Here is an 18,885-nt window from a genome sequence, read left to right as displayed (position 1 = left end):
ATAACTTCGCTTTACGACGCCTCCCTATCCACAACCCCCAGATTCGACCTCATCGACCTTTGACCTCGGCCAATCCCGGGTTCCCGGGCCAGCTGCGCCACGTACGGCGTCCTCGAAAGGCGCTGAAAACGAACGCCCGAAACTCGTTCCGGAAACCGCGGCATTCTCGCGGTCTTGGCTCCGCGCCGGTCCACGAGTGTGCGGTACGGGGCTCCCAGCGCACACTCGTCAGATGTGCAGCCCACGGCCGGCCGACGAGTGTGCGATACGGGGCTCACAGCGCACACTCGTCAAATGTGCAGCCCAATCCCGGCCCACGAGTGTGCGGTACGGGGCCCACAGCGCACACTCGTCAGATGTGAAGCCCCGGCTCTCCCGGCGACGCGAAAGCCGCGGCGGCGACCCCATCGGGATCACCGCCGCGGCTCACGCGGCTCCACCCGGACGGCGCTGGCGCGGCCCGGGCGGGGTGTTAGGAGGCCGGGTCGTCGTCAAGCACTCCATCGACCAGGCGCGCATCCGGGTTCAGGATGACCGCCTTCTCGAGCGTCGCGGTGTCGCGGTACTCGCCGCCATCGCCCAGGCGACGGCCCTCGGGACGCTCGTAGAGGCCCTCGCCGCCGTAGATCGCCTCGTCGATGCGGCGCAGGCCCGCGGCCTCGCGCTCATCGGCGGCGGTGCGCCAGGCGGCGGCCGCATCCTCGCCGTTCTCGGCGGCCACGGAAGCGTGGAACGCCTCCGGGTGCACGATCGCGACCAGCGCCGACACGTGGCCGAAGCCCAGAGAGGTGACGAAGCCCGCCTTCATGGGCAGCGCGCCGCCCATCTCGATCGGCTTCGTCGGCCACACCAGACGGCCGTGCTTGGCCAGCTCCGGATCGACGCAGTCCAGCGACCGGTTCGCCGGGAGCACGCCGGAGCGCAGCACCTGGGTCAGGCCGATCATCTGGAACGCCGCCGCGCCGCCCTTCGCGTGGCCGGTCAGCGACTTCTGCGACACCACGAACAGCGGGTTCGACTCGTCGCGGCCCAGCGCATCGGCGACGCGCTCGTGAAGCTCCGACTCGTTCGGGTCGTTGGCGTTGGTGGAGGTGTCGTGCTTGGACAGGATGGACACCTCATCCGCCGCGACACCGTGCTTGGCCAGCGCGCGCGCCAGGCGCGAGCTGGTGCCGCCGCGCGCCGCACCCAGCGCACCCAGGCCCGGGGCCGGGATGGAGGTGTGCGCGCCGTCGGCGAAGGACTCCGCGAAGGCCACCACGCCGAGCACCGGCAGGCCGAGGTCGCGGGCGACCGAGCCACGGGCCAGCAGCACGGTGCCGCCGCCCTGGGACTCGACGAAGCCGCCGCGGCGACGGTCGTTCGGCCGCGAGAAGAAGCGGCGGTCGATGCCCTTGGCGTCCATCGTGGCGGAGTCGGCGGTGGCGTTCATGTCACCGAAGCCGGTGATGCCCTCGGTGGACAGGTCGTCGAAACCGCCGGCGACCACGAAGTCGGCCTTGCCCAGCTGGATCTTGTCCAGGCCTTCCTCGACGGACACCGCGGCGGTGGCGCAGGCCGCGACCGGGTGGACCATCTGGCCGTAGCCGCCGACGTAGGACTGCATGACGTGCGCGGCGATGACGTTGGGCAGGGCCTCCTGCAGGACGTCGCTGGCGCGCGGCAGGCCGAGGATGCCGTCGATGTACAGGCTGCGCAGGGATTCCATCGCGCCGATGCCGGTGCCCTGGGTGGAGGACACGAGGCCCGGGTGGACGGCGCCGAGCAGCTCCGCCGGCGTGAAGCCGGAGGAAAGGAACGCGTCGACGGTGCAGACGATGTTCCACAGGGAAACGCGGTCGAGGTTCTCGCACATCTCCGCGGGGATGCCGTACACGGCGGGGTCGAAGCCCTCCGGGATCTGGCCGCCGACGTAGCGGGACATGGCCATCCGGCGCGGCACCTGGACGGCGGTGCCGGCCAGTCGGGTGACGATCCACTCGCCGGACTCCTCGTCCGGGCGCGCGGTGGTGTTCTCCGGGTCGGACTCGACGAAGGTGACCGCGGCGGCCTTGTCGCGGACCGGGAAGGACAGGTCGCGCTCGAGGTAGACGGTGGTCAGCTCGGTCATGGTGTTGTCGACCAGGTCGCCGTCGTCGCCGTAGCGGCGGACGCCGACGCGGGCGGTGACCTCGTCGCGGTAGTGCTCGACGATGTCCTCTTCGTCGATGGGCTGGCCGTCGGCGTCGAGCCAGCCGCCGTCGTGGCTGATCAGTCCCATGGTCCAGGCCAGCTCGACGATGCCGGCGCCGGAGATCTCGCCGAGCTCCGCCTCGAAGCGGGTGCGCGAGGAGCCGTAGGGGCCGAGCTCGCCGGCGCCGACGATGACGATCATGTCCTCGGGCGCGACCTTCACGCCGCCGAAGTCCGGGGCGGTGCGGTCCAGCGGCTTGCGCAGGCCCGGCAGGGCGCGGATGGCGCGCGGCTTGACGACGCCACCGTCCTCGCCTTCGCCGTCCTTGTCGGCGGCGGCCATGGCCTCTTCGGCGAGCTTGGACATGTTGAGGTCGACATCGCCCAGTCCACCGGTCAGGTCGACGGTGATCGGGGATTCGACGGCCTTGGCGCGGGCCTCCGGGGTGGCCTGCTCCAGCAGGAGGTCGGCCATTTCCTCGGTGGCGTAGGTGCGCACGCCCTTGGCCTCGACGGCGTCGACCAGCGGGTCGTTGCCGCCCATGAGGCCGGTGCCGCGGACCCAGCCGATGTGGGCGTGGACCAGGGAGGTGCGGGAGCCCCAGACCTCTTCGGCGTTCCAGCGGGTGACGACCGCGTCGAGCGCGGCCTTCGACTCGCCGTAGGCGCCGTCGCCGCCGAAGCGGCCGCGGTTGGGCGAGCCCGGCAGGACCACGTGCAGGCGGTGGGCGACGTCGGTGTCGGCGCCGATCTGCGACAGGCCGGCGACGAGGCGCTCGACCGACCACAGCAGCAGGCGCATCTGCATTTCGGCGGCCGGGCCGGCGTCGGCCAGGGAGCCCATGACGCGCGGGGCGGCGAACGGGAACAGCAGCGTCGGCGACATGGCCGGCTTGGTGACCACGGAGCCGCCGCCGACGGTGGCGGTCTGCTCGTTGCCGACCCAGTCGATGACCGCGTCAAGGTCCTGGTAGCTGGTCAGGTTCGCCGGGACGACCCACAGGGCCGCGCCGTCGATGGCGCTGGTGCGGTAGAGCTCCTTGTAGAACGCCAGCCGGCCCGGGTTGAGCGACGACGTGGTGGCGACCACGGTGGCGCCGTCGGCGAGCAGGCCGCCGATGACGGCCGCGGCGATGGAGCCCGGCGAGCCGCCGGTGACCACGGCGACGTCGGAGGCGCGGGCGCCCTCGCCCGGCTTCGTCGCGGTCTTGGCCAACTCGGAGTACGCGGCGGCCAGGGTGGTGCGGCCGGCGGCGGTGGCGCGGCCGGCCCAGAACTCGGCCTGCTTCGCGGCGGAGGCGGAGATCGCCGTCGGCGTGGCGGCGGCCAGGTCGTCCTCCGAGGTCGCGGCCCACATGCGGGCCAGGTCCTCGCGGGAGGTGGCCCAGCGGTCGTCGATGAGCACGGCGCGGTCGGCGTCGAAGGACGGGGCGACCAGGCGCGGCCAGTCGGAGCCGAGCTCGGCGGTGACCAGGTCCAGCAGCTTGTCGTCGGCGTCGTCGGCCTCGAAGTCGACGGCGCCGGTGAGCTCGTGGCCCAGCTGCTCGAGGATGGTGCGCGCGGCCACGGCGAGCACGCCGCCGGTGCCGGTGACCTGCTCAGCGAAGGCGCCGAGAGCCGCGGAGTCGACGACCCCGCCCGCGCCGCCGCCGGTGGCGGGCATGGTCACGGTGACGCCGCGCTTGGCGCCGACGGCCTGCACCGCGGAGTCGATGAGCTGGTTGAGCTCGTTGGACGACGACGGCGGGTTCGGGGCCAGGTGGCCCAGGTCGCCGCCGCGCAGGGATGCGCCGTCGCGGGAGCCGAGGACGACCTCGGCCACGGTGGCCTCGACCCAGCCGTCGCCGAGCTGCCAGGTGTCGCGGACGCGGTCGGCGACGTGGTTGGCGCGGGCGCCGGCGGGGCCGGTGACGCGGCGCAGGCCATCGGCCAGCGCCTCTCCGAGGACGGGGCCCCACGGGTTCCAGCCGCGGACCATGCCGCCGATCTTGTCCTTCAGCGAGGGCATGTCGGCGTCGGCGGCGCCGTCGATGGCGCCCAGGCCGAACTCGGCGCCGAGGTCCAGCAGCAGCTGGTTGCGGCGGGAGCTCACGCCGTCGACGAGGGTCTCGATAGAGTCGGCGGCGCCGATCTGATCCGGGCGGACCTTGGTCCACAGCGCGATGAGCAGCTCGACGGCATCGGCCGGGGTGACCGTGATGTCGGCGGGGCGCTCGGCGGAGGTGGCCACCGGCGCCGGGGCCGCGGCGGCCTCGGTCGGCTTCTGCAGCGGCTCGGCCGGCACGGAGGTCTCCTCCACGGCCGCGCCGGCGTCGGCGCCATCCGAGCCAGCGTCGGCCTCGGCCTCATCGGCCTCGGGGCGCACCTCGTCGCGGGCGAACACCAGGTCGCGGTCGCGCTCGACGTTCCACACGGTGACGTCGCGGTCGGCGTGGCGCGGCAGCGCGGCGGTGCGGGCGGCGAGGTTGGCGATGGTCGGGGCGGTGCCCACGCCGACCTCGATGACGCGGGAGACGCCGAGGGCGCCCAGGACCAGGTCCTGCGTCTCGATCCAGCGCACCGGCGAGCAGAACTGCCAGGCCAGCAGCTCGACGAGCAGGGTGCGGGCCAGGCGGCCCGGCTTCGCGGCGGCGGCGCCGAAGTCGGCGAGGATGCCGTCGAGGACCGTCGACTCCGCGACCTCCGCCATTTCGCGGACGAACTGCTCGGTCAGCGCGAACTGGGTGGCGGTCAGGTTCGGGATGTAGCGGCCGACGAGGGCCTCCGGGTCCACCTCGTCGGGAAGCAGGCGGTCCAGGTGGCCGCGGAACTCGTCGACGCCGTCGCGCAGGACGGCCGAGTGGAACGGCACGTCGATGCCCGGGATGCGCACGTAGGCCTTGCCGTCCGGCGCGGCCTCGTTGGCGGCGGCCTGCAGAGCCTTGAGCCCGGCGACGGTGCCGGCCACGGCGTACTGCTTGCCGGCGAGGTTGTGGTTGACGACCTCGAGGAACTCACCGGACTGCTTTGCGACGCCGGCCACGAACTCCTCGACGTCGGATTCCTTCACGCCGCACTTGTCGGGGCGCAGGGCCGCCAAGCCGTAGTTGGAGCGGCCGTTGGCGTCGCGCGGGACCAGCGAGTGCATGGTCAGGCCGCGGTGGTAGACGACCTCGAGCACGGCGGCGGCGTCGAGCACGCCGGCGAAGGCGGCCAGCGCGTTGTACTCGCCGACGGAGTGGCCGGCGAAGTAGGCGTCCTCGTCGAGGACGCCGGCCTCGCGCAGCTCGGCGGCCTGGGCCAGGCCCAGCGTCGCCATGGAAACCTGCGTGAACTGCGTCAGGTTGAGCACGCCCTCCGGGTGGTGGAAGCGGCGGCCGTTGACGGTGACCTCGGTCGGGTTGTCGCGGACGATCGCCAGCACGGAGAAGCCGAGCTTCTCGCGGGTGACGGCGTCGGCCTCGTCCCACACGGCGCGGGCGGCGGCGGAGTTGGAGCGCGCCGCCAGGCCCATGCCCTTGGACTGGATGCCCTGGCCGGGGAAGGCGTAGAAGGTGGTCGGCGCGGCGATGACGGCCGTGGCGGAGAGCACCGGCTCGCCGTCGACGGTGGCCATGACGTCGCGGACCTCGCCGTTGCCCGGGCGGGAGTCGACGCCGCGGCGCTCGACGGTGAAGGTGACCTCCTGGCCCGGCAGGACCGGGGACAGCATGGTGGAGGTGAACTCGGTGATGCGGTCGCCGAGGCCGGCCGAGGAGCCCGCGATGGCGGCGTGCTCGGCGGCGGCGGACAGCCACATGCCGTGGACGATGACGCCCGGCAGGCCCGCGAGCATCGCGGCGCGGTCGTCGACGTGGATCGGGTTGCGGTCGCCGGAGACGGTGGCGAAGGGCACCAGGGTGCGCGGCGCGGTCACCGTGACGGTGGCGCGGTGGCTGCGCGGGGTGTCGGTGACCGTCGGCAGCGGCACGGTGTTGACCTGCGCCGGGGTGTCGCCGTTGCGGCCGCGGATGGCGAAGCGCTCGGAGAGCGTGGCGACGAGGTTGCCCTCGCCGTCCTCCCCCGCATCGGCATCGGCGTCGCGGATCTCGGCGCGGACCACGACGACGCGGCCCATCTCGGTGTCGGCGACATCGTCGGCGTGCGCCGTGATGGCCAGGCGGGTGCCGTCGGCCAGCAGCGACGGGCCGGCGGCCTCGGCGTTGGCGGACTCGGCGGCGGTGACCAGGCGGACGTGGTGCTCCAGGTGGACCAGGGCCAGCATGCCCTCGACGACCGGGACGCCGGACTCGGTGGTGGCGTCGGCCACGGCGGCGAAGATCGCCGGCCACGCGTGGCCCACCAGGGCGTCCGGGGCGGTGCGGGAGTTGGAGCCGGTGACGGCGCCGTGGTCGGCGGCCGCGGAGGTGGTCCAGACGGACTCCCACTCGGCGATGCCGCCGGTGATCTCCGGCAGCGTGCCGCCGGCCGCGATGGCGGTCAGTGCGCGCATGGACGCCGCGGCGTCGTCGACGGAGATGACCGGCACGGTGCCGGCCGGGCCCGACGCGTCGAAGCGCAGGGTCAGCTCGTGGTCGCCGCCGGAGCCCTCCAGCGGGACGGTGAGCACGGCGGCGCCGTCGCCCTCGGCGGACAGGGTCGCGCCGGTGTCGGGCTGGGTGGCGGAGGAGGAGTCGTCGTCAAGCAGCCACGTGGAGCGGGCGCCCAGCTGCAGGGCCGGGTTCGCCTGCTGGCGGCCCGCCCAGCGGATGATCGGGTTGGCCAGCACGCGCGCGACCGGGGCGGCCGGGGCGTCAGCGGCCTGGGTGGAATCGGCATCGGCGGCGGCCAGCTCGTCGGCGGCGGCCTCCTCGAAGGAACCGAGGATCTCTGCGACCGGCACGTCGGCGGCGGTGATGCCCGCCACCGCGGCGGTGCCCGGGATGATGCAGACGCCGTCGGCGTCGTAGCGCTCGTCGTGGGCCTGCCACAGCGAATCCGAGCGCCACCAGCGGCGGACCTCGGCGTCGATGACCGGCACGAAGTTGACCGGCTTGCCCGGCGTGCGGCACGCCTCGGAGAGGAAGTGCTCGGCGTCGGACGGGTGGAGGCGCGCGTCGAGGTCGTAGGCCTCGGCGAGCAGCGCGACGGTGGCGGAGCCGGACTTGGCGGAGCCGGACTTGGCGTCGGCGGAGGCGCCGGTGCGGACGGAGTCGAACTCGCCGGAATCGGCGTCGGCCAGGCGGGCCTCGAAGCGGTCGAGGATGACGTCGAAGCGGGCGGCCCACGACGGGTCGAGGAACTCGCCCTCCGGCGCGGCCAGCTCGAGGTAGCGGTCCAGGACCTCGCGGTACGTCATGTCCGCGACGTCGCCGAAGTACGGCTTGGCCGTGCCGTCGATCGCGGCGATGATCTCGTCGCGGCGGGCGGCGACGGCGTCGGCGTCGTTGGCGACCTCGTCGAGCAGGCGGCCCGCGCGGGCGGCGGCGTTGTCGATCTCGTGGATGTCGGCGCCCAGCTGCGAGCGGCCGGAGGCCATGCCCTCCTCGGCGCCGCCGGCGCGCACCCAGGCGTCGGTGCCCTTGGTGTCCACCAGCATCTTCTTCACGCCCGAGGACGCGGTGGACTCCTTCGCGGCCATCGCGGCAGTGCCGATGATGATCGCGTCGACCGGCATGGCCGGGTAACCGTGCTTCTCGGACCAGCGGCCCAGCAGGTACTCGGCGGCCTGCTCCGGGCGGCCGATGCCGCCGCCGACGGCCAGCACGGCGTTGTCGCGCGCGCGGATGTCGGCGTAGGTGGCGGTCAGGAGGTCGTCGAGCTCCTCCCACGAGTGGTGGCCGCCGGCGCGGCCGCCCTCGACCTGGATGATGACGGGGACGTCGGCAAGCTCGTCGTCGGCGGCCAGCGCGTCGGCGATGGCCAGGACGGACTTGATCTGCTTGACGGTGCCCGGCTTGAAGGACACGTGCGGGATGCCGCCGGCGCGCAGCTCGCGGACCAGCGACACGGCCTCGTCGACCTCGGGGATGCCCGCGGAAACGGTCACGCCGTCGATCGGGCGGCCCGCGGCCACGGCGCGCTGCACCAGGCGGCGCGATCCGATGTGCATGCCCCACAGGTACGGGTCGAGGAACATCGTGTTGAACTGCGCCGACGCGCCCTCGTCGAGGAGGTCGTGCAGGCGGGAGACGTTGTCGTTGAAGATCTCCGGGGTGACCTGGCCGCCGCCGGCGAGCTCGGCCCAGAAGCCGGCATTGGCCGCCGCGGCGACGATGGCCGGGTCGACGGTGGTCGGGGTCATGCCGCCGAGCAGGATCGGCGAACGGCCGGTGGCCTCGGTGAACTTGGTCTCGACGCGGGCGCGGCCGTCGCGGGTGACCAGGCGCGGGGCGTGGGCGTCCCAGGACTGCGGCGCGGCCGGGGCGGTGCCGGGCTCGAACAGCTCGGCCTGGCCCTGGTCGACGGCCACCGCGACGACGCCGACGCCGGTGCCGGCGACGAGCGCGCGGGTCAGCGGGGCGACGCCGGTGCCCGGGCCGACCTCGAGGATCCAATCCGCGCCGGCGTCGACGGCGGAGGCGACGTCGGCGGGCCAGTCGATGGCTCCGACGAGCACGTGCTCGGCGATCGGGCGGGCGAAGGCCTCGTCAATGCCGATGGCGGAGGCCAGCTCGACGGCTTCCTCGACGCCGGCGGCCATGTCCGGGTGGTGGAAGCCGGCGCCGACCTGCAGCGGGGAGCAGCTCGGGGCGAACGGGGCGCCGCCGCGCAGCTTCGCGGTCAGCTCGGCGGCGTCCTTCTTGGCGGCGCGCTCGAGGTTGACCTCGGTGGCGCGCAGGTCGGCGGGGGTGCCCACGACGATGCACATGGTGCGGCCGTTGCGCAGGCCCACGACGGCGTCGCCGGCCAGGTGCGGGGTGACCAGGTCGGGGCGCACGCCGGCGACGACCATCATCGGGTAGGAGGAGCCGGCGACGGACGAGCCGGAGCCGGAGCCCGCCTCGGAGCGGGCGGTCATGCCGGTGACGCGGCCCTGGCGGGCGACGGCGACGCCGATGATCTCGGCGAGCGCGACGACGTCGGCGGCGCGGTCGGGGTTCTGCACGGCGGCGACGCCGAGGACGCCCTGGGAGTGGCCGATGGCCGCGACGTTGGCGGACACGTCGACGCCCTGGGCGGCGAGCAGGTCGAGCACGGCGATCTGCGCGATGAGGATGCCCGGCACGGAGATGGCCGGCGCGTTGAGGTCGGGCAGCCCGGCGACGGAGACCGGGGCCTTCTTGGCCTTCTTGTCGGCGTCGGCGTCGAGCGCGTCGGCGTCGGCGGCGGGGCTGGCCTCGGCGGCCTGGGCGGCGCCGGCCTTCTCGGCCCAGTCGAAGGGGGTGAAGCCGTCGGGGCGCTGGCCGGCGAGGCGGTCGGCGACGGGCGCGAGGCGCTCCTCGGCGGCGGCGACGAGCTCGCGGACGCGGCCGTCGACGCCGGCGGCGACGCAGGTGGTGAGGGTCTCGAGCCAGGGGTAGCCCTGCCCGGAGAAGCTGAGGGCGAACTTCTCGCCCTCCGTGAGCCGCTGGGACAGCGTGGGCTCGACGCGGCGCGACGTGTCGTCGGCGGTGGGGCGCGAGCGGAAGATGGACAACGCGTCCGCTGCGGTGCGGTGCTCCGGCTTCTGGTTGGGGGTCACGCGGTGGGCTCCTTGTTCAGACTTGGGATCCGCGGGCATTGACATGCGAATGCCCGCGAAGTTGGTTCGCCCGACAAATATGCCACAAGATTCGTGAAGGTTCCCTCATGTTTATGGCTTTACGACGATGCCGCCCAGGTTTACAGCCCTCTCCATAACAGTCGCGAATCCGTGCAAAGATGCGGAACAACGGCGTAAACCTGGCCAAGTTACGCGTTACGACGTGCATGTTTGCCCGGTGAAGAAACTCCCCCACCGCCCGCACCGCCCCTCACTCGACCCCGCGCCGAAACCCTCGCGGTGCCGCATTCCCGGCGTCAGACGTGATCAAGGTCACTCTCCCACCGGCGCCGCCCCGCCCCGGCAGCGTCCCGTTCCCGCCACGAACCCGCCACGAACCCCACCAGGGTCACGGCACCATCGCGACCCCATAACGACCCCATAACGCCACCCGCGCGCCCCGGCCCCTCATTGCCCGCATCGGCCCGTCGCAAAGCACTCCCCACACAATCCCCGCACACCCCAGCCCCGCCCGTGCCCAGGAGATACCAACGCGGCGTCGACAACCGCATACGCCCAGGTCGCGAAAACCGATGGCATTTCCTCGGCACGAGCCCGGAGCGCGCCTCGCCGAAACTCGACGCCTTCACCCACCTCGTCTCCCCCCGCGGTCACCAATGGGGCCATGCAGCCTGATTGCGCTGCTCCCAGAAGATCTGGCGGTCGATGTAGAGGTCCTCGCAGTAGGTCTCGTCCCACTCGCTCGTCCGCAATGGCTGCCCGAGCAACCAATCGATGGTCGAGCAGATCTCGTCGATGAAGCGGTCGAACCCCAACTCGACGTCGTCGTCGATGTAGCGGAGGATCCGGTAGCCGCGGCGGATGAGGTTGTTCTGCCGCGCGCGATCAGTGCGGAACGCCTGCGAATTGTCGTGATGGAGGCGCGAATCGTACTCAATGATCAGCCGCGCGCCCTCGTGCACGATGTCCCATGAATAAGGCCCGATCTTCACGTTGAGCGCGACGTCGTACCCGCGCAGCTGCAGCGCACGGGCAATTCGACCCTCCGCCTTCGACCGGCGCCCCACCGGCGCCCACCGGAGGATCGGCCCGAGCTTCGTCTGTTTCGCCGCCGGCAGCTCCCCGAAATCACGGAGCACCCCCACCCTGGATTCCGGCGTGGGGAACCGATCGTCGAGGATCCGCGCGGTCACCTCGAATCCCCATTCATCAGCCATGTCGGCGAGCGTCTGCGCCACCGACGTCACCCGCATACCGCGCACGCGGATCGCCTGCACCGCATCGCGCCGCCACACGTGGGCACCGGCGACCGTCCCGCGTTTCCGCGGGACGATGGCGTCGAGCCGGGCGGGCGGATTCCGCAACAGGCGATGCTCGAAGGCGGCGATGCGGTGGGAGAACACCGCGTCCGGCGCTCGCGCGATCACCAGCTCCATCCGCAGCCGCAGGCCGGTGACGGCGAACCGGTACGCCGAGCGCCCTTCGCGCAGCAACCAGCCTTCGGATTCGGCGCGGGTGATCTCGTGGCGGGTCAGCCCATCTGCGATGAGGTCGCTGCGCCGCCTGATATCGCCGATTTCCGCCATCGACGTGCCGTCGCGAAGCCCGCCCTTGCGCAGTGGCAGCGTTGCCCGGCCGCCGCCGGCCATCCCATTGCGTCCACCTGTTCGCCGACGCACGTCCACGCGCCGCGAATCCCCCGATTCGTCCCCCATGGCGTTACCGTCCCACGCCGTCCGCGCTCGCGCATGTCGAACAGACCCGCCCCTCCCCACGTCTCGTGCCGAGGAGATGCCAACGCCACGTCGCCAACCGCATCCACCCAGGTCGCAGAAATCGATGGCATCTCCTTGGCACCAACGATTGCTTGACGACGTCCACGCCCCCGCAACCGCCGCTCAGGTAGATCAGCCGAGCAGGTCCCGGACGGTCGCGGCGGCCTCGTCGAGCTTGGCCCGCGCCTCCCCGGCGTCGCCGCCAACCCCGCCGTCCCCGAGCCCCTCGGCCTTCTCCACCGCGCCGTCGAACACGGCGCAGGGGTCATCGACCACGACGGTGTCGTCCGGCGTGATCCCTCGGCGGGCCATGTATTCGTCGATGTGCATGGAGATGCTCATGGGGGTGCACGATAGCCGTCGCCAAGCGAAAAAGCCCGGGCCCGGCCCCGCGACCGGTCCCGGGCCCCGCCCGAATAAGTGCGCCCGGGGGGACTTGAACCCCCACGCCCTCGGGCACAGGAACCTAAATCCTGCGCGTCTGCCAATTCCGCCACGGGCGCCCGCCCACCTGCCCCGATCCCCCGAGGGGGATTTCCGCGGGGCGACGCGGGCTTCGACAATGGTAACCGGTTAGGGTGGTGGGCGTGTCATCCACCAGGCAGAAGTCCCAGCCGCACCCCGACGGTCGCGAGCACGGAAACGCGCACGGCCCGTTCAAGCGGCGCACCCGCGTGATCCAGCTGATTTTCCTGGCCGCGGCGGTCATCGCGACGCTCGCGCTGGCCTATTGGCAGCTCAGCCGCTGGAGCTCCACCAGCTCCTTCCAGAACCTGGGCTATGCGCTGCAGTGGCCGGCGTTCGGCATTTTCTTCATCTGGGCGTACCGCAAGTACATGCAGTATGAGCGGGAGAAGTTCCAGGGCAACGAGGAAGCCGGCGTCGAGCACCGCGGCGGCGACATGACGGAGATCCCCGAGGACTTCCTGCCCACGCGCCCCGGCGCGGACGTCGACGAGGAGAAGAAGTGACCGACCCGAACCAGGCCCGCCAGGGCAGGTCCGCCATGGAGACCGCGCCCGCCACCGATGGCCGCGCGATCCACCCGAACCGGCAGAAGCGCGTCAAGACCGCGCTGACCGCTTTTTCCATCACCGCCTACATCACGGGCGTGATGTTGTTGGTGCTGGTGGCGGAGATGGTCTACAAGTACGTGATCATGCCGGAGGGCCAGGAGGCCCCGGGCTGGTTCTTCTTCGTGGCGCAGGTGCACGGGTTCGCGTACATGGCGTTCCTCATCGCGATCGTGAACTTGGGCACGAAGGCCCGGTGGACGCCGGCGAAGTGGATCATCACGGCGCTGGGCGGCGTCGTGCCGCTGCTGTCCTTCATCGTGGAGCGCAAGCGCCGCGACGAGGTGAAGGCGACGTTCAACTTGGATTAGAACACTGCTTTACGACGCCCCGCGCCCCGCATTCCATCACCTGGAACGCGGGGCGCGGTGTCGTTGGTGCAGGGGCGGGCTGCAACGGTGGTGCGGTCAGCCCTGCGAGCCGGCGAGGCGGGCGAGCTCCGGGACGAGCTGGCGCAGCGCGCGGCCGCGGTGGCTGATGGCGTCCTTTTCCTCCGGCGGCAGCTCGGCGGCGGTGCGGGGCTCGGCCCCGGCGGTGTCGCCGTCGCGGCCGGCCTTGACGCGGGAGTCCTCCTCGCGGGGGACGAACAGCGGGTCGTAGCCGAAGCCGCCGTCGCCGCGCGGCTCGGTGAGCACCCGGCCGCGCCATTCGCCGTGGAAGGACAGGACCAGGTCGCCGTCGCCGGAGTCGGGGGCGACGCCGTCGCCGATCTCGCCGGCGCCGGGCACGACCAGCACCACGGAGGAGACGAAGGACGCGCCGCGGCGCTTCTCGGGGATGTCGCGCAGCTGGCCGAGCAGGAGCGTGTTGTTTGCCGCGTCATCGCCGTGGCCGCCGGACCAGCGGGCGGAGAGCACGCCGGGCATGCCGTTGAGCTCGTCGACCGACAGGCCGGAATCGTCGGCCAGGCAGGGAAGCCCGGTGGCGTCGGCACCGTCGTGGGCCTTGATCAGCGCATTGGCCTCGAAGGTGCGGCCGTCCTCCGGCCGTTCGGGGTACTCGTCGACGTCGTCGATGGACAGCAGCTCGACGCCTTCGACGCCGGCTCCCTCGAGCAGCCGGGACAGTTCGCCCAGCTTCTTCTTGTTGCGGGTGGCGACCAGAAGTTTCATCGCCGTTCCCCTTCCCGTGGTCGGATTCCCGGCGGCGGGTGGCGCCGCCGACGCGACGGTAGGTGCGTCGTCCACCCACCAGTTTTCCACCATGCGGGCTTCACGTCACGTACGTTTCGCCGTGCGGCGCACATCGCCGTCAAAACGTGAGGCCCGTGAAACATGCCGGAAACATGCCGGGGCCGGAATCCGGGGTGGGGCGGCGTTCAGGCGCGCACGCGGCCGTCGGGAAGCTCCCCCGGGTACGGCGCGCGCAGGACCTCCTGCTGCAGGGCGATGAGCTCGCGCAGGCCCTTGCCGGCGACGTCGAGCATCGCGTCGAGCTCGTCGCGGCCGAAGGTGGCGGCCTCGCCGGTGCCCTGGATCTCCACGTACTTGCCCTCGGCGGTCATGACCACGTTGAGGTCGACGTCGGCGCGGGAGTCCTCCTCGTACGGCAGGTCCAGGCAGACGCGGCCGTCGATGACGCCCACCGACACCGCGGCGACCGGCGCCTTCAGCGGCGCGCCCGGCACGGCGCCGGCGGCGTGGAGGTAGGTCAGCGCATCGGCCAGGGCGACGTAGGCGCCGGTGATCGCGGCGGTGCGGGTGCCGCCGTCTGCCTGCAGCACGTCGCAGTCGATGTTGATGGTGTTCTCGCCCAGCTGCCCCAGGTCCACCGCCGCGCGCAGGGCGCGGCCGACCAGGCGGGAAATCTCGTGGGTGCGGCCCTTGACCTTGCCGCGCATCGACTCGCGCGGCATGCGGTCGTGGGTGGCGGCCGGCAGCATCGAGTACTCGGCGGTCAGCCAGCCCTCGCCGGAATCGCGCTTGAAGCGGGGCACGGACTGCTCGACGGAGGCCGTGCACATCACGCGGGTGTTGCCGAAGCACACCAGCACCGAGCCCGCCGGGTTGTCGGTGAAACCGCGGGTGATGGAAACCTTGCGCATCTCGTCGCCGGCGCGGCCGTCGGCGCGGGTGAAATCAGAAGTCATGGCCCCAACGGTACCGGCCTACGGTTCGAGCACCATCCCGGGGCGCGCCAGTTCCACGGGCCCGTCGAATTCGGCGCGGGCGGCGGCCAGCGCGCCCTCCGGGTCGCCGTAGGGAGGGATGTGGGTGAGCACGAGCTTCTTCGCCCCGCCCAGCGCCGCCGCGCGGCCGGCTTCGGCGCCGGACATGTGCATGTCGGCGGGCTTGCCCTCGCCGTCGCCGCACCACGTGGCCTCGCAGATGAACACGTCGGCGTCGCGCGCCAGGTCGACGACGGTGTCGGTCCAGCCCGTGTCGCCGGTGTAGGCGATGGTTCCGTTCGGGCCGGTGACGCGGAAGCCGTAGGCCTCGATGCGGTGGACCATGGGGATCGGCTCGACGGTCAGGCCCGCGAGTTCGAAGGGCGCGCCCTCGCCGATGGCGCGGACGTCGAAGGTGTCGCCGATGTCGTCGAACCCGTCGCCGGTTTCGGCGGAGGCGTGCCCCAGCCGGTCGGCGGAGTCGGCCGGGCCCCACAGCAGGTTGCGGTGGGCCGACGGCTTGGTCGGGTGGAACCTGCGCCACACCAGCAGCCCGGGGATGTCCAGGCAGTGGTCGGCGTGCAGGTGCGACAGCACGATGTCCACTTCGGCGGGGTCGCGGTACTTCTGCAGCTGCCCCAATACGCCCGGGCCGAAGTCGATGACGAACGCCCGGTCATCGGCCCCGTCGCCCGACTCGACGAGGAACCCGGAGGCGGCCGCGTCGGGGCCGCACATGCTCCCCGTGCATCCCAGTACCGTCACTTTCATATCCCCACAATGCCACGGCGGCCGGGCATGGGGCATGTCGACGCTCCGCCGCGGGCCGGATTCGGTCCCCCGCCCCGCCGTCTGCCCGGGGCCTCAGCGCCCGCCGTGGACGGTGACGTCGGAGATCGCGGGGCCGAGGAATCGGGCGGCGAGCTTCTGGAACATCTCCGGGTCGCCCGTCGACTCGAACACCCGCGTCGGCGCGGGGTCGGTCTCCGGGTCGGCGAGCAGGTCCAGCGAGGTCAGCGTGCGCAGCACGTCCTTGGCGGTCTCCTCGGCCGAGGACACCAGCGTGACGTCGTCGCCCATGGCCAGCTGCACGACGCCGGACAGCAGCGGGTAGTGGGTGCAGCCGAGCACCAGGGTGTCCACGCCGTCGGCCTGCAGCGGGGCGAGGTAGCCCTCGGCCAGCCCCAGGATCTGCCGGCCGGAGGTGATGCCGCGCTCGACGAAATCGACGAACCGCGGGCAATCCGTTGCGGAGACGTCGACGCCGGGCACGGCGTCGAAAAGGTCCTGGTACGCGCGCGAGCGGATCGTCGCGGCGGTGCCGATGACCCCGACTTTGCCGTTGCGCGTCGCCGACACCGCGCGGCGCACGGCCGGCAGGATCACCTCGACCACGGGGATCGGGTACCGCTCGCGGGCATCGCGCAGGAAGGCGGCCGACGCGGTGTTGCAGGCGATGACGATCATCTTGCAGCCGCGCTCGACCAGGTCATCCGCGATGGCCTCGGCATGCCGGCGCACGTCGGCGATGCGCAGCGGGCCGTACGGGCCGTTGGCGGTGTCGCCGACGTAGATCATCGATTCGTGCGGCAGCTGGTCGACGATCGCGCGCGCCACGGTCAGCCCGCCGACGCCGGAGTCGAAGACCCCGATCGGGGCCGTGCGGCCAATGTCCGGGTGGTCGTCCACGTGCTTTGCGACGCTCATCGCCCCGCCCTCCCGCGCTTGAGCATGGAGGCGGCGAGGATGCCGCCGATGGCCCCGAACAGGTGCATCTGCCAGCTCACGCCGATCTCCGTGGGGAACACGCCCCAGATCAGGCCGGAGTAGCCGAAGCCGAGGATCATGCCCAGCAGGATCTGGCCCGGCGCGCGGTTGTAGAACCCGCGGACGATGAGGAACGCCAGCCAGCCGTAGACCAGGCCGGAGGCGCCGACGTGGGCGGTGCCAATGCCGCCGATGAACCACGTGGCCGCGCCCGAAACGACCATCACCACGGCGGTGACCTGCAGCCACAGCTTCTTCGACGTGAAGGCGATCAGCGCCGCGAACAGCGCCGCGGGCACGGTGTTGGCCATGAGGTGCTGCATGTCGGCGTGGAGGAACGGGGCGAAGAGGATGCCCCACAGGCCCTGGGGGTCCAGCGGCCGCAGCCCGAACCGCTGGTTCAAATTGTCTGGCCCGAAAAAGAAGATCTGGTTGACGAAGAACGCCACCCACGTCAGCACCGTGAACCCGATGCCGGCGCCGAGCGCGGAACCGATGCCGCCGTCGGCGGTCCTCGGCGCCAGCGCCGTGGTGCGGCGGCGGGCGGGCACGGGCGCGCCGTAGCCCGGGCCCCACGCGTCGGGGTCGGGCCGTCGTCCCCGTGCTCCGGGCTGCATGGTCACTGTGGTCGGGTCCTCTCGGTGTCTTCTGTGTCTTCTGGGTTCGCGGCGCCCGCCAATTCGGCGAACGCGGGCACCCCGGCCCGCGTCCGCGCCGACGCCACGGCGTCGACGATGGCGTGCTCGACGGCATCCGCGGCGGCAGCGGCCAGCAGGGCCAGCGCCGCGGGATCCACCGGAGCGGCGGCATCCTTCTCCCCCTCCAACGCGCCGGCGCCGCGGAACGTTCCCGTCGCCAGGCAGAAGAGGGTGTCGCCGTCCATGGGCAGGTGGGAGGGGCGGATGGCGCGGGCCATGCCGTCGTGGCCGGACATCGCCAGCCGCTGGGCCTGATCCTGCGTCAGCGCCGCATCGGTGACGATGCATCCGATCGTGGTGTTGAGGGTGCTCCCGGAATCTTCTTCGCTGCCGGCCTTCGGCACAGGCACCTTGGTCAGCCCCAGGAACTTCTCGCCGAGGGCGGCCAGCGCCTCCTCGGGGATGGCGCCGCGGCCGGGATCCGACCACAGGCGCCCGTCGGGACCGGCGACGGCGCCCATCGGGTTGGCCACGACGATGGCGGCGACGGTCGAGCCATCGGCCAACGTCACCGCCGCCTGGCCGACGCCTCCCTTGAGTGCCCCGGCCATCGCGCCGGTGCCTGCGCCGACGCAGCCGGAAGTCGCTCCTTCAGCGTGTTCCCCGCCACCGTCCAGCGCCGCGTCCAGGGCAGCGCGCCCCAACTCGGAATCCGGCACCTCGCGGGAGCCCAGCAGCAGATCGAAGATCACGGCGGCGGGCACGATGGGCACGCGGACGTCGGGGAACTCCTCGGTCACCCCGAACCCGTGGCCGCGCTCGGCCAGGCCGCGCATCACGCCGTCGGCGGCGGCCAACCCGAAGGCGGACCCGCCCGCCAACACGATGGCGTGGGCCTCCCGCACCGTATTGCGCGGATCGAGCAGATCGGTCTCCCGCGTCCCCGGCCCGCCGCCGCGCACGTCCACCGCCGCCACCGCCCCCTCGGGGCAGACCACCACGGTCACGCCGGTGTCGGCGGCCGAGGCATGGCCGACCGACACTCCGGGCAGGTGGGACGGGGAGGCGGCCGGGCCCGTCGTCAAGCGGCCCCCGAACGACGCCGACGCGACGTGGACCGCACCCGCGGTCATTCCCGCATCAGCTCCTGGACCAGCGACTCCTGGTTGTAGCTGAGCCACTGGTACATCGCGTCGGTCTCCTCCGCCTTCGCGATCGGCCCATCGTGGCCCTCCAGCGCCGCATGCAGGTACAGGCGCAGGCTGTTGATCGCCCCGATCCACTGGTTGGCCTGCTCCTCCGTCAACGACACCTGGCCGTTGTCCGCCGGCTCCAGGGCCTCGATGATCGCGCGCAGATCCGTCAACTTGCCCTTGACGATGTCCGACTCGTGCAACTGGCGCATCAGCTGATTCTCGCCCTCGACCGACTCATCGCCCTCGGCGGCGAAATCCGGCAGCAGGCGCGCCAGCCGCGGATCCTCCGGCGCCTCCGCATGCCCCGACGGCATGCCCGTCAGCTCCGCCAGCTCATCCTTCGGCGCCGACCGCGCCCGCCCGATCAGGGCATCGGCGACGGTGGCGGACAACTCCCCCAGCAGCGTCCGCTCCGCCGGCTCCAGGACCGTGACGTACCGGGTCCCGCCTCGCAGCATCCCCCGCTTCCTCTTCCAGGGGCGCATGGGCTCTCT

The 18,885-nt window shown here is 72.3% G+C and carries 12 protein-coding genes and 1 tRNA gene; 2 read left to right on the top strand and 11 right to left on the bottom strand.

Annotated elements, in window-relative coordinates; all coding sequences use genetic code 11:
• Window positions 1-472: 472 nt before the first annotated feature.
• The 4 genes from ACFWGD_RS05815 to ACFWGD_RS05800 all read right to left on the bottom strand — a co-directional run bounded on the left by ACFWGD_RS05815 (window position 473) and on the right by ACFWGD_RS05800 (window position 12,113).
• The gene (locus tag ACFWGD_RS05815; RefSeq protein ID WP_377777760.1) at window positions 473-9,709 is read right to left on the bottom strand and encodes a fatty acid synthase subunit beta domain-containing protein; all 9,237 of its coding nucleotides are present in this window, start codon (window positions 9,707-9,709) and stop codon (window positions 473-475) included.
• A gap of 776 nt (window positions 9,710-10,485) precedes the next feature.
• Window positions 10,486-11,484, bottom strand: a complete 999-nt coding sequence (locus ACFWGD_RS05810; RefSeq protein ID WP_377777650.1) for a DUF559 domain-containing protein — start codon at window positions 11,482-11,484, stop codon at window positions 10,486-10,488.
• Window positions 11,485-11,742: 258 nt separating this feature from the next.
• A complete protein-coding gene (locus tag ACFWGD_RS05805; RefSeq protein WP_377777649.1) occupies window positions 11,743-11,952 on the bottom strand; it encodes a hypothetical protein in 210 nt (69 codons plus the stop codon).
• A 79-nt stretch (window positions 11,953-12,031) separates the two neighbouring features.
• A tRNA-Leu gene (locus tag ACFWGD_RS05800) sits at window positions 12,032-12,113 on the bottom strand.
• An 84-nt stretch (window positions 12,114-12,197) separates the two neighbouring features.
• Between ACFWGD_RS05800 and ACFWGD_RS05795 the strand changes: the two genes are divergently transcribed.
• Both ACFWGD_RS05795 and ACFWGD_RS05790 read left to right on the top strand, forming a co-directional pair.
• Complete coding sequence (locus tag ACFWGD_RS05795) at window positions 12,198-12,581, top strand: hypothetical protein (protein WP_377777648.1); 384 nt, start codon at window positions 12,198-12,200, stop codon at window positions 12,579-12,581.
• A gap of 35 nt (window positions 12,582-12,616) precedes the next feature.
• Window positions 12,617-12,994, top strand: a complete 378-nt coding sequence (locus tag ACFWGD_RS05790; RefSeq protein WP_377777759.1) for a DUF3817 domain-containing protein — start codon at window positions 12,617-12,619, stop codon at window positions 12,992-12,994.
• A gap of 96 nt (window positions 12,995-13,090) precedes the next feature.
• Here the strand turns inward: ACFWGD_RS05790 and ACFWGD_RS05785 are convergent, their stop codons facing one another.
• The 7 genes from ACFWGD_RS05785 to ACFWGD_RS05755 form a co-directional block, all read right to left on the bottom strand.
• Complete coding sequence (locus ACFWGD_RS05785) at window positions 13,091-13,795, bottom strand: non-canonical purine NTP pyrophosphatase (RefSeq protein ID WP_377777647.1); 705 nt, start codon at window positions 13,793-13,795, stop codon at window positions 13,091-13,093.
• 206 nt (window positions 13,796-14,001) lie between these two features.
• A complete protein-coding gene (rph, locus tag ACFWGD_RS05780) occupies window positions 14,002-14,772 on the bottom strand; it encodes a ribonuclease PH (RefSeq protein ID WP_377777645.1) in 771 nt (256 codons plus the stop codon).
• 18 nt (window positions 14,773-14,790) lie between these two features.
• Complete coding sequence (locus tag ACFWGD_RS05775) at window positions 14,791-15,561, bottom strand: MBL fold metallo-hydrolase (protein ID WP_377777644.1); 771 nt, start codon at window positions 15,559-15,561, stop codon at window positions 14,791-14,793.
• Between the two features lie 93 nt (window positions 15,562-15,654).
• Window positions 15,655-16,497: a glutamate racemase gene (gene murI, locus ACFWGD_RS05770; protein WP_377777642.1), complete on the bottom strand. Its 843-nt coding sequence runs from the start codon at window positions 16,495-16,497 to the stop codon at window positions 15,655-15,657.
• Entirely contained in the window at window positions 16,494-17,174 is a 681-nt protein-coding gene (locus ACFWGD_RS05765; RefSeq protein WP_377777758.1) for a rhomboid family intramembrane serine protease, read from the bottom strand. The genes murI and ACFWGD_RS05765 overlap by 4 nt, the downstream gene beginning before the upstream one ends.
• A gap of 2 nt (window positions 17,175-17,176) precedes the next feature.
• A complete protein-coding gene (locus ACFWGD_RS05760) occupies window positions 17,177-18,328 on the bottom strand; it encodes a P1 family peptidase (protein WP_377777641.1) in 1,152 nt (383 codons plus the stop codon).
• A complete protein-coding gene (locus ACFWGD_RS05755; RefSeq protein WP_377777640.1) occupies window positions 18,325-18,876 on the bottom strand; it encodes a DUF2017 domain-containing protein in 552 nt (183 codons plus the stop codon). Before ACFWGD_RS05755 ends, ACFWGD_RS05760 begins: the two co-directional genes overlap by 4 nt.
• Window positions 18,877-18,885: the final 9 nt, after the last annotated feature.

It is taken from the genome of Corynebacterium sp. NPDC060344, from assembly GCF_042725215.1.
GTDB lineage: Bacteria > Actinomycetota > Actinomycetes > Mycobacteriales > Mycobacteriaceae > Corynebacterium.
Note: the sequence above shows the minus strand (reverse complement) of the source record. Positions and strands in the feature narration are given on the sequence as shown.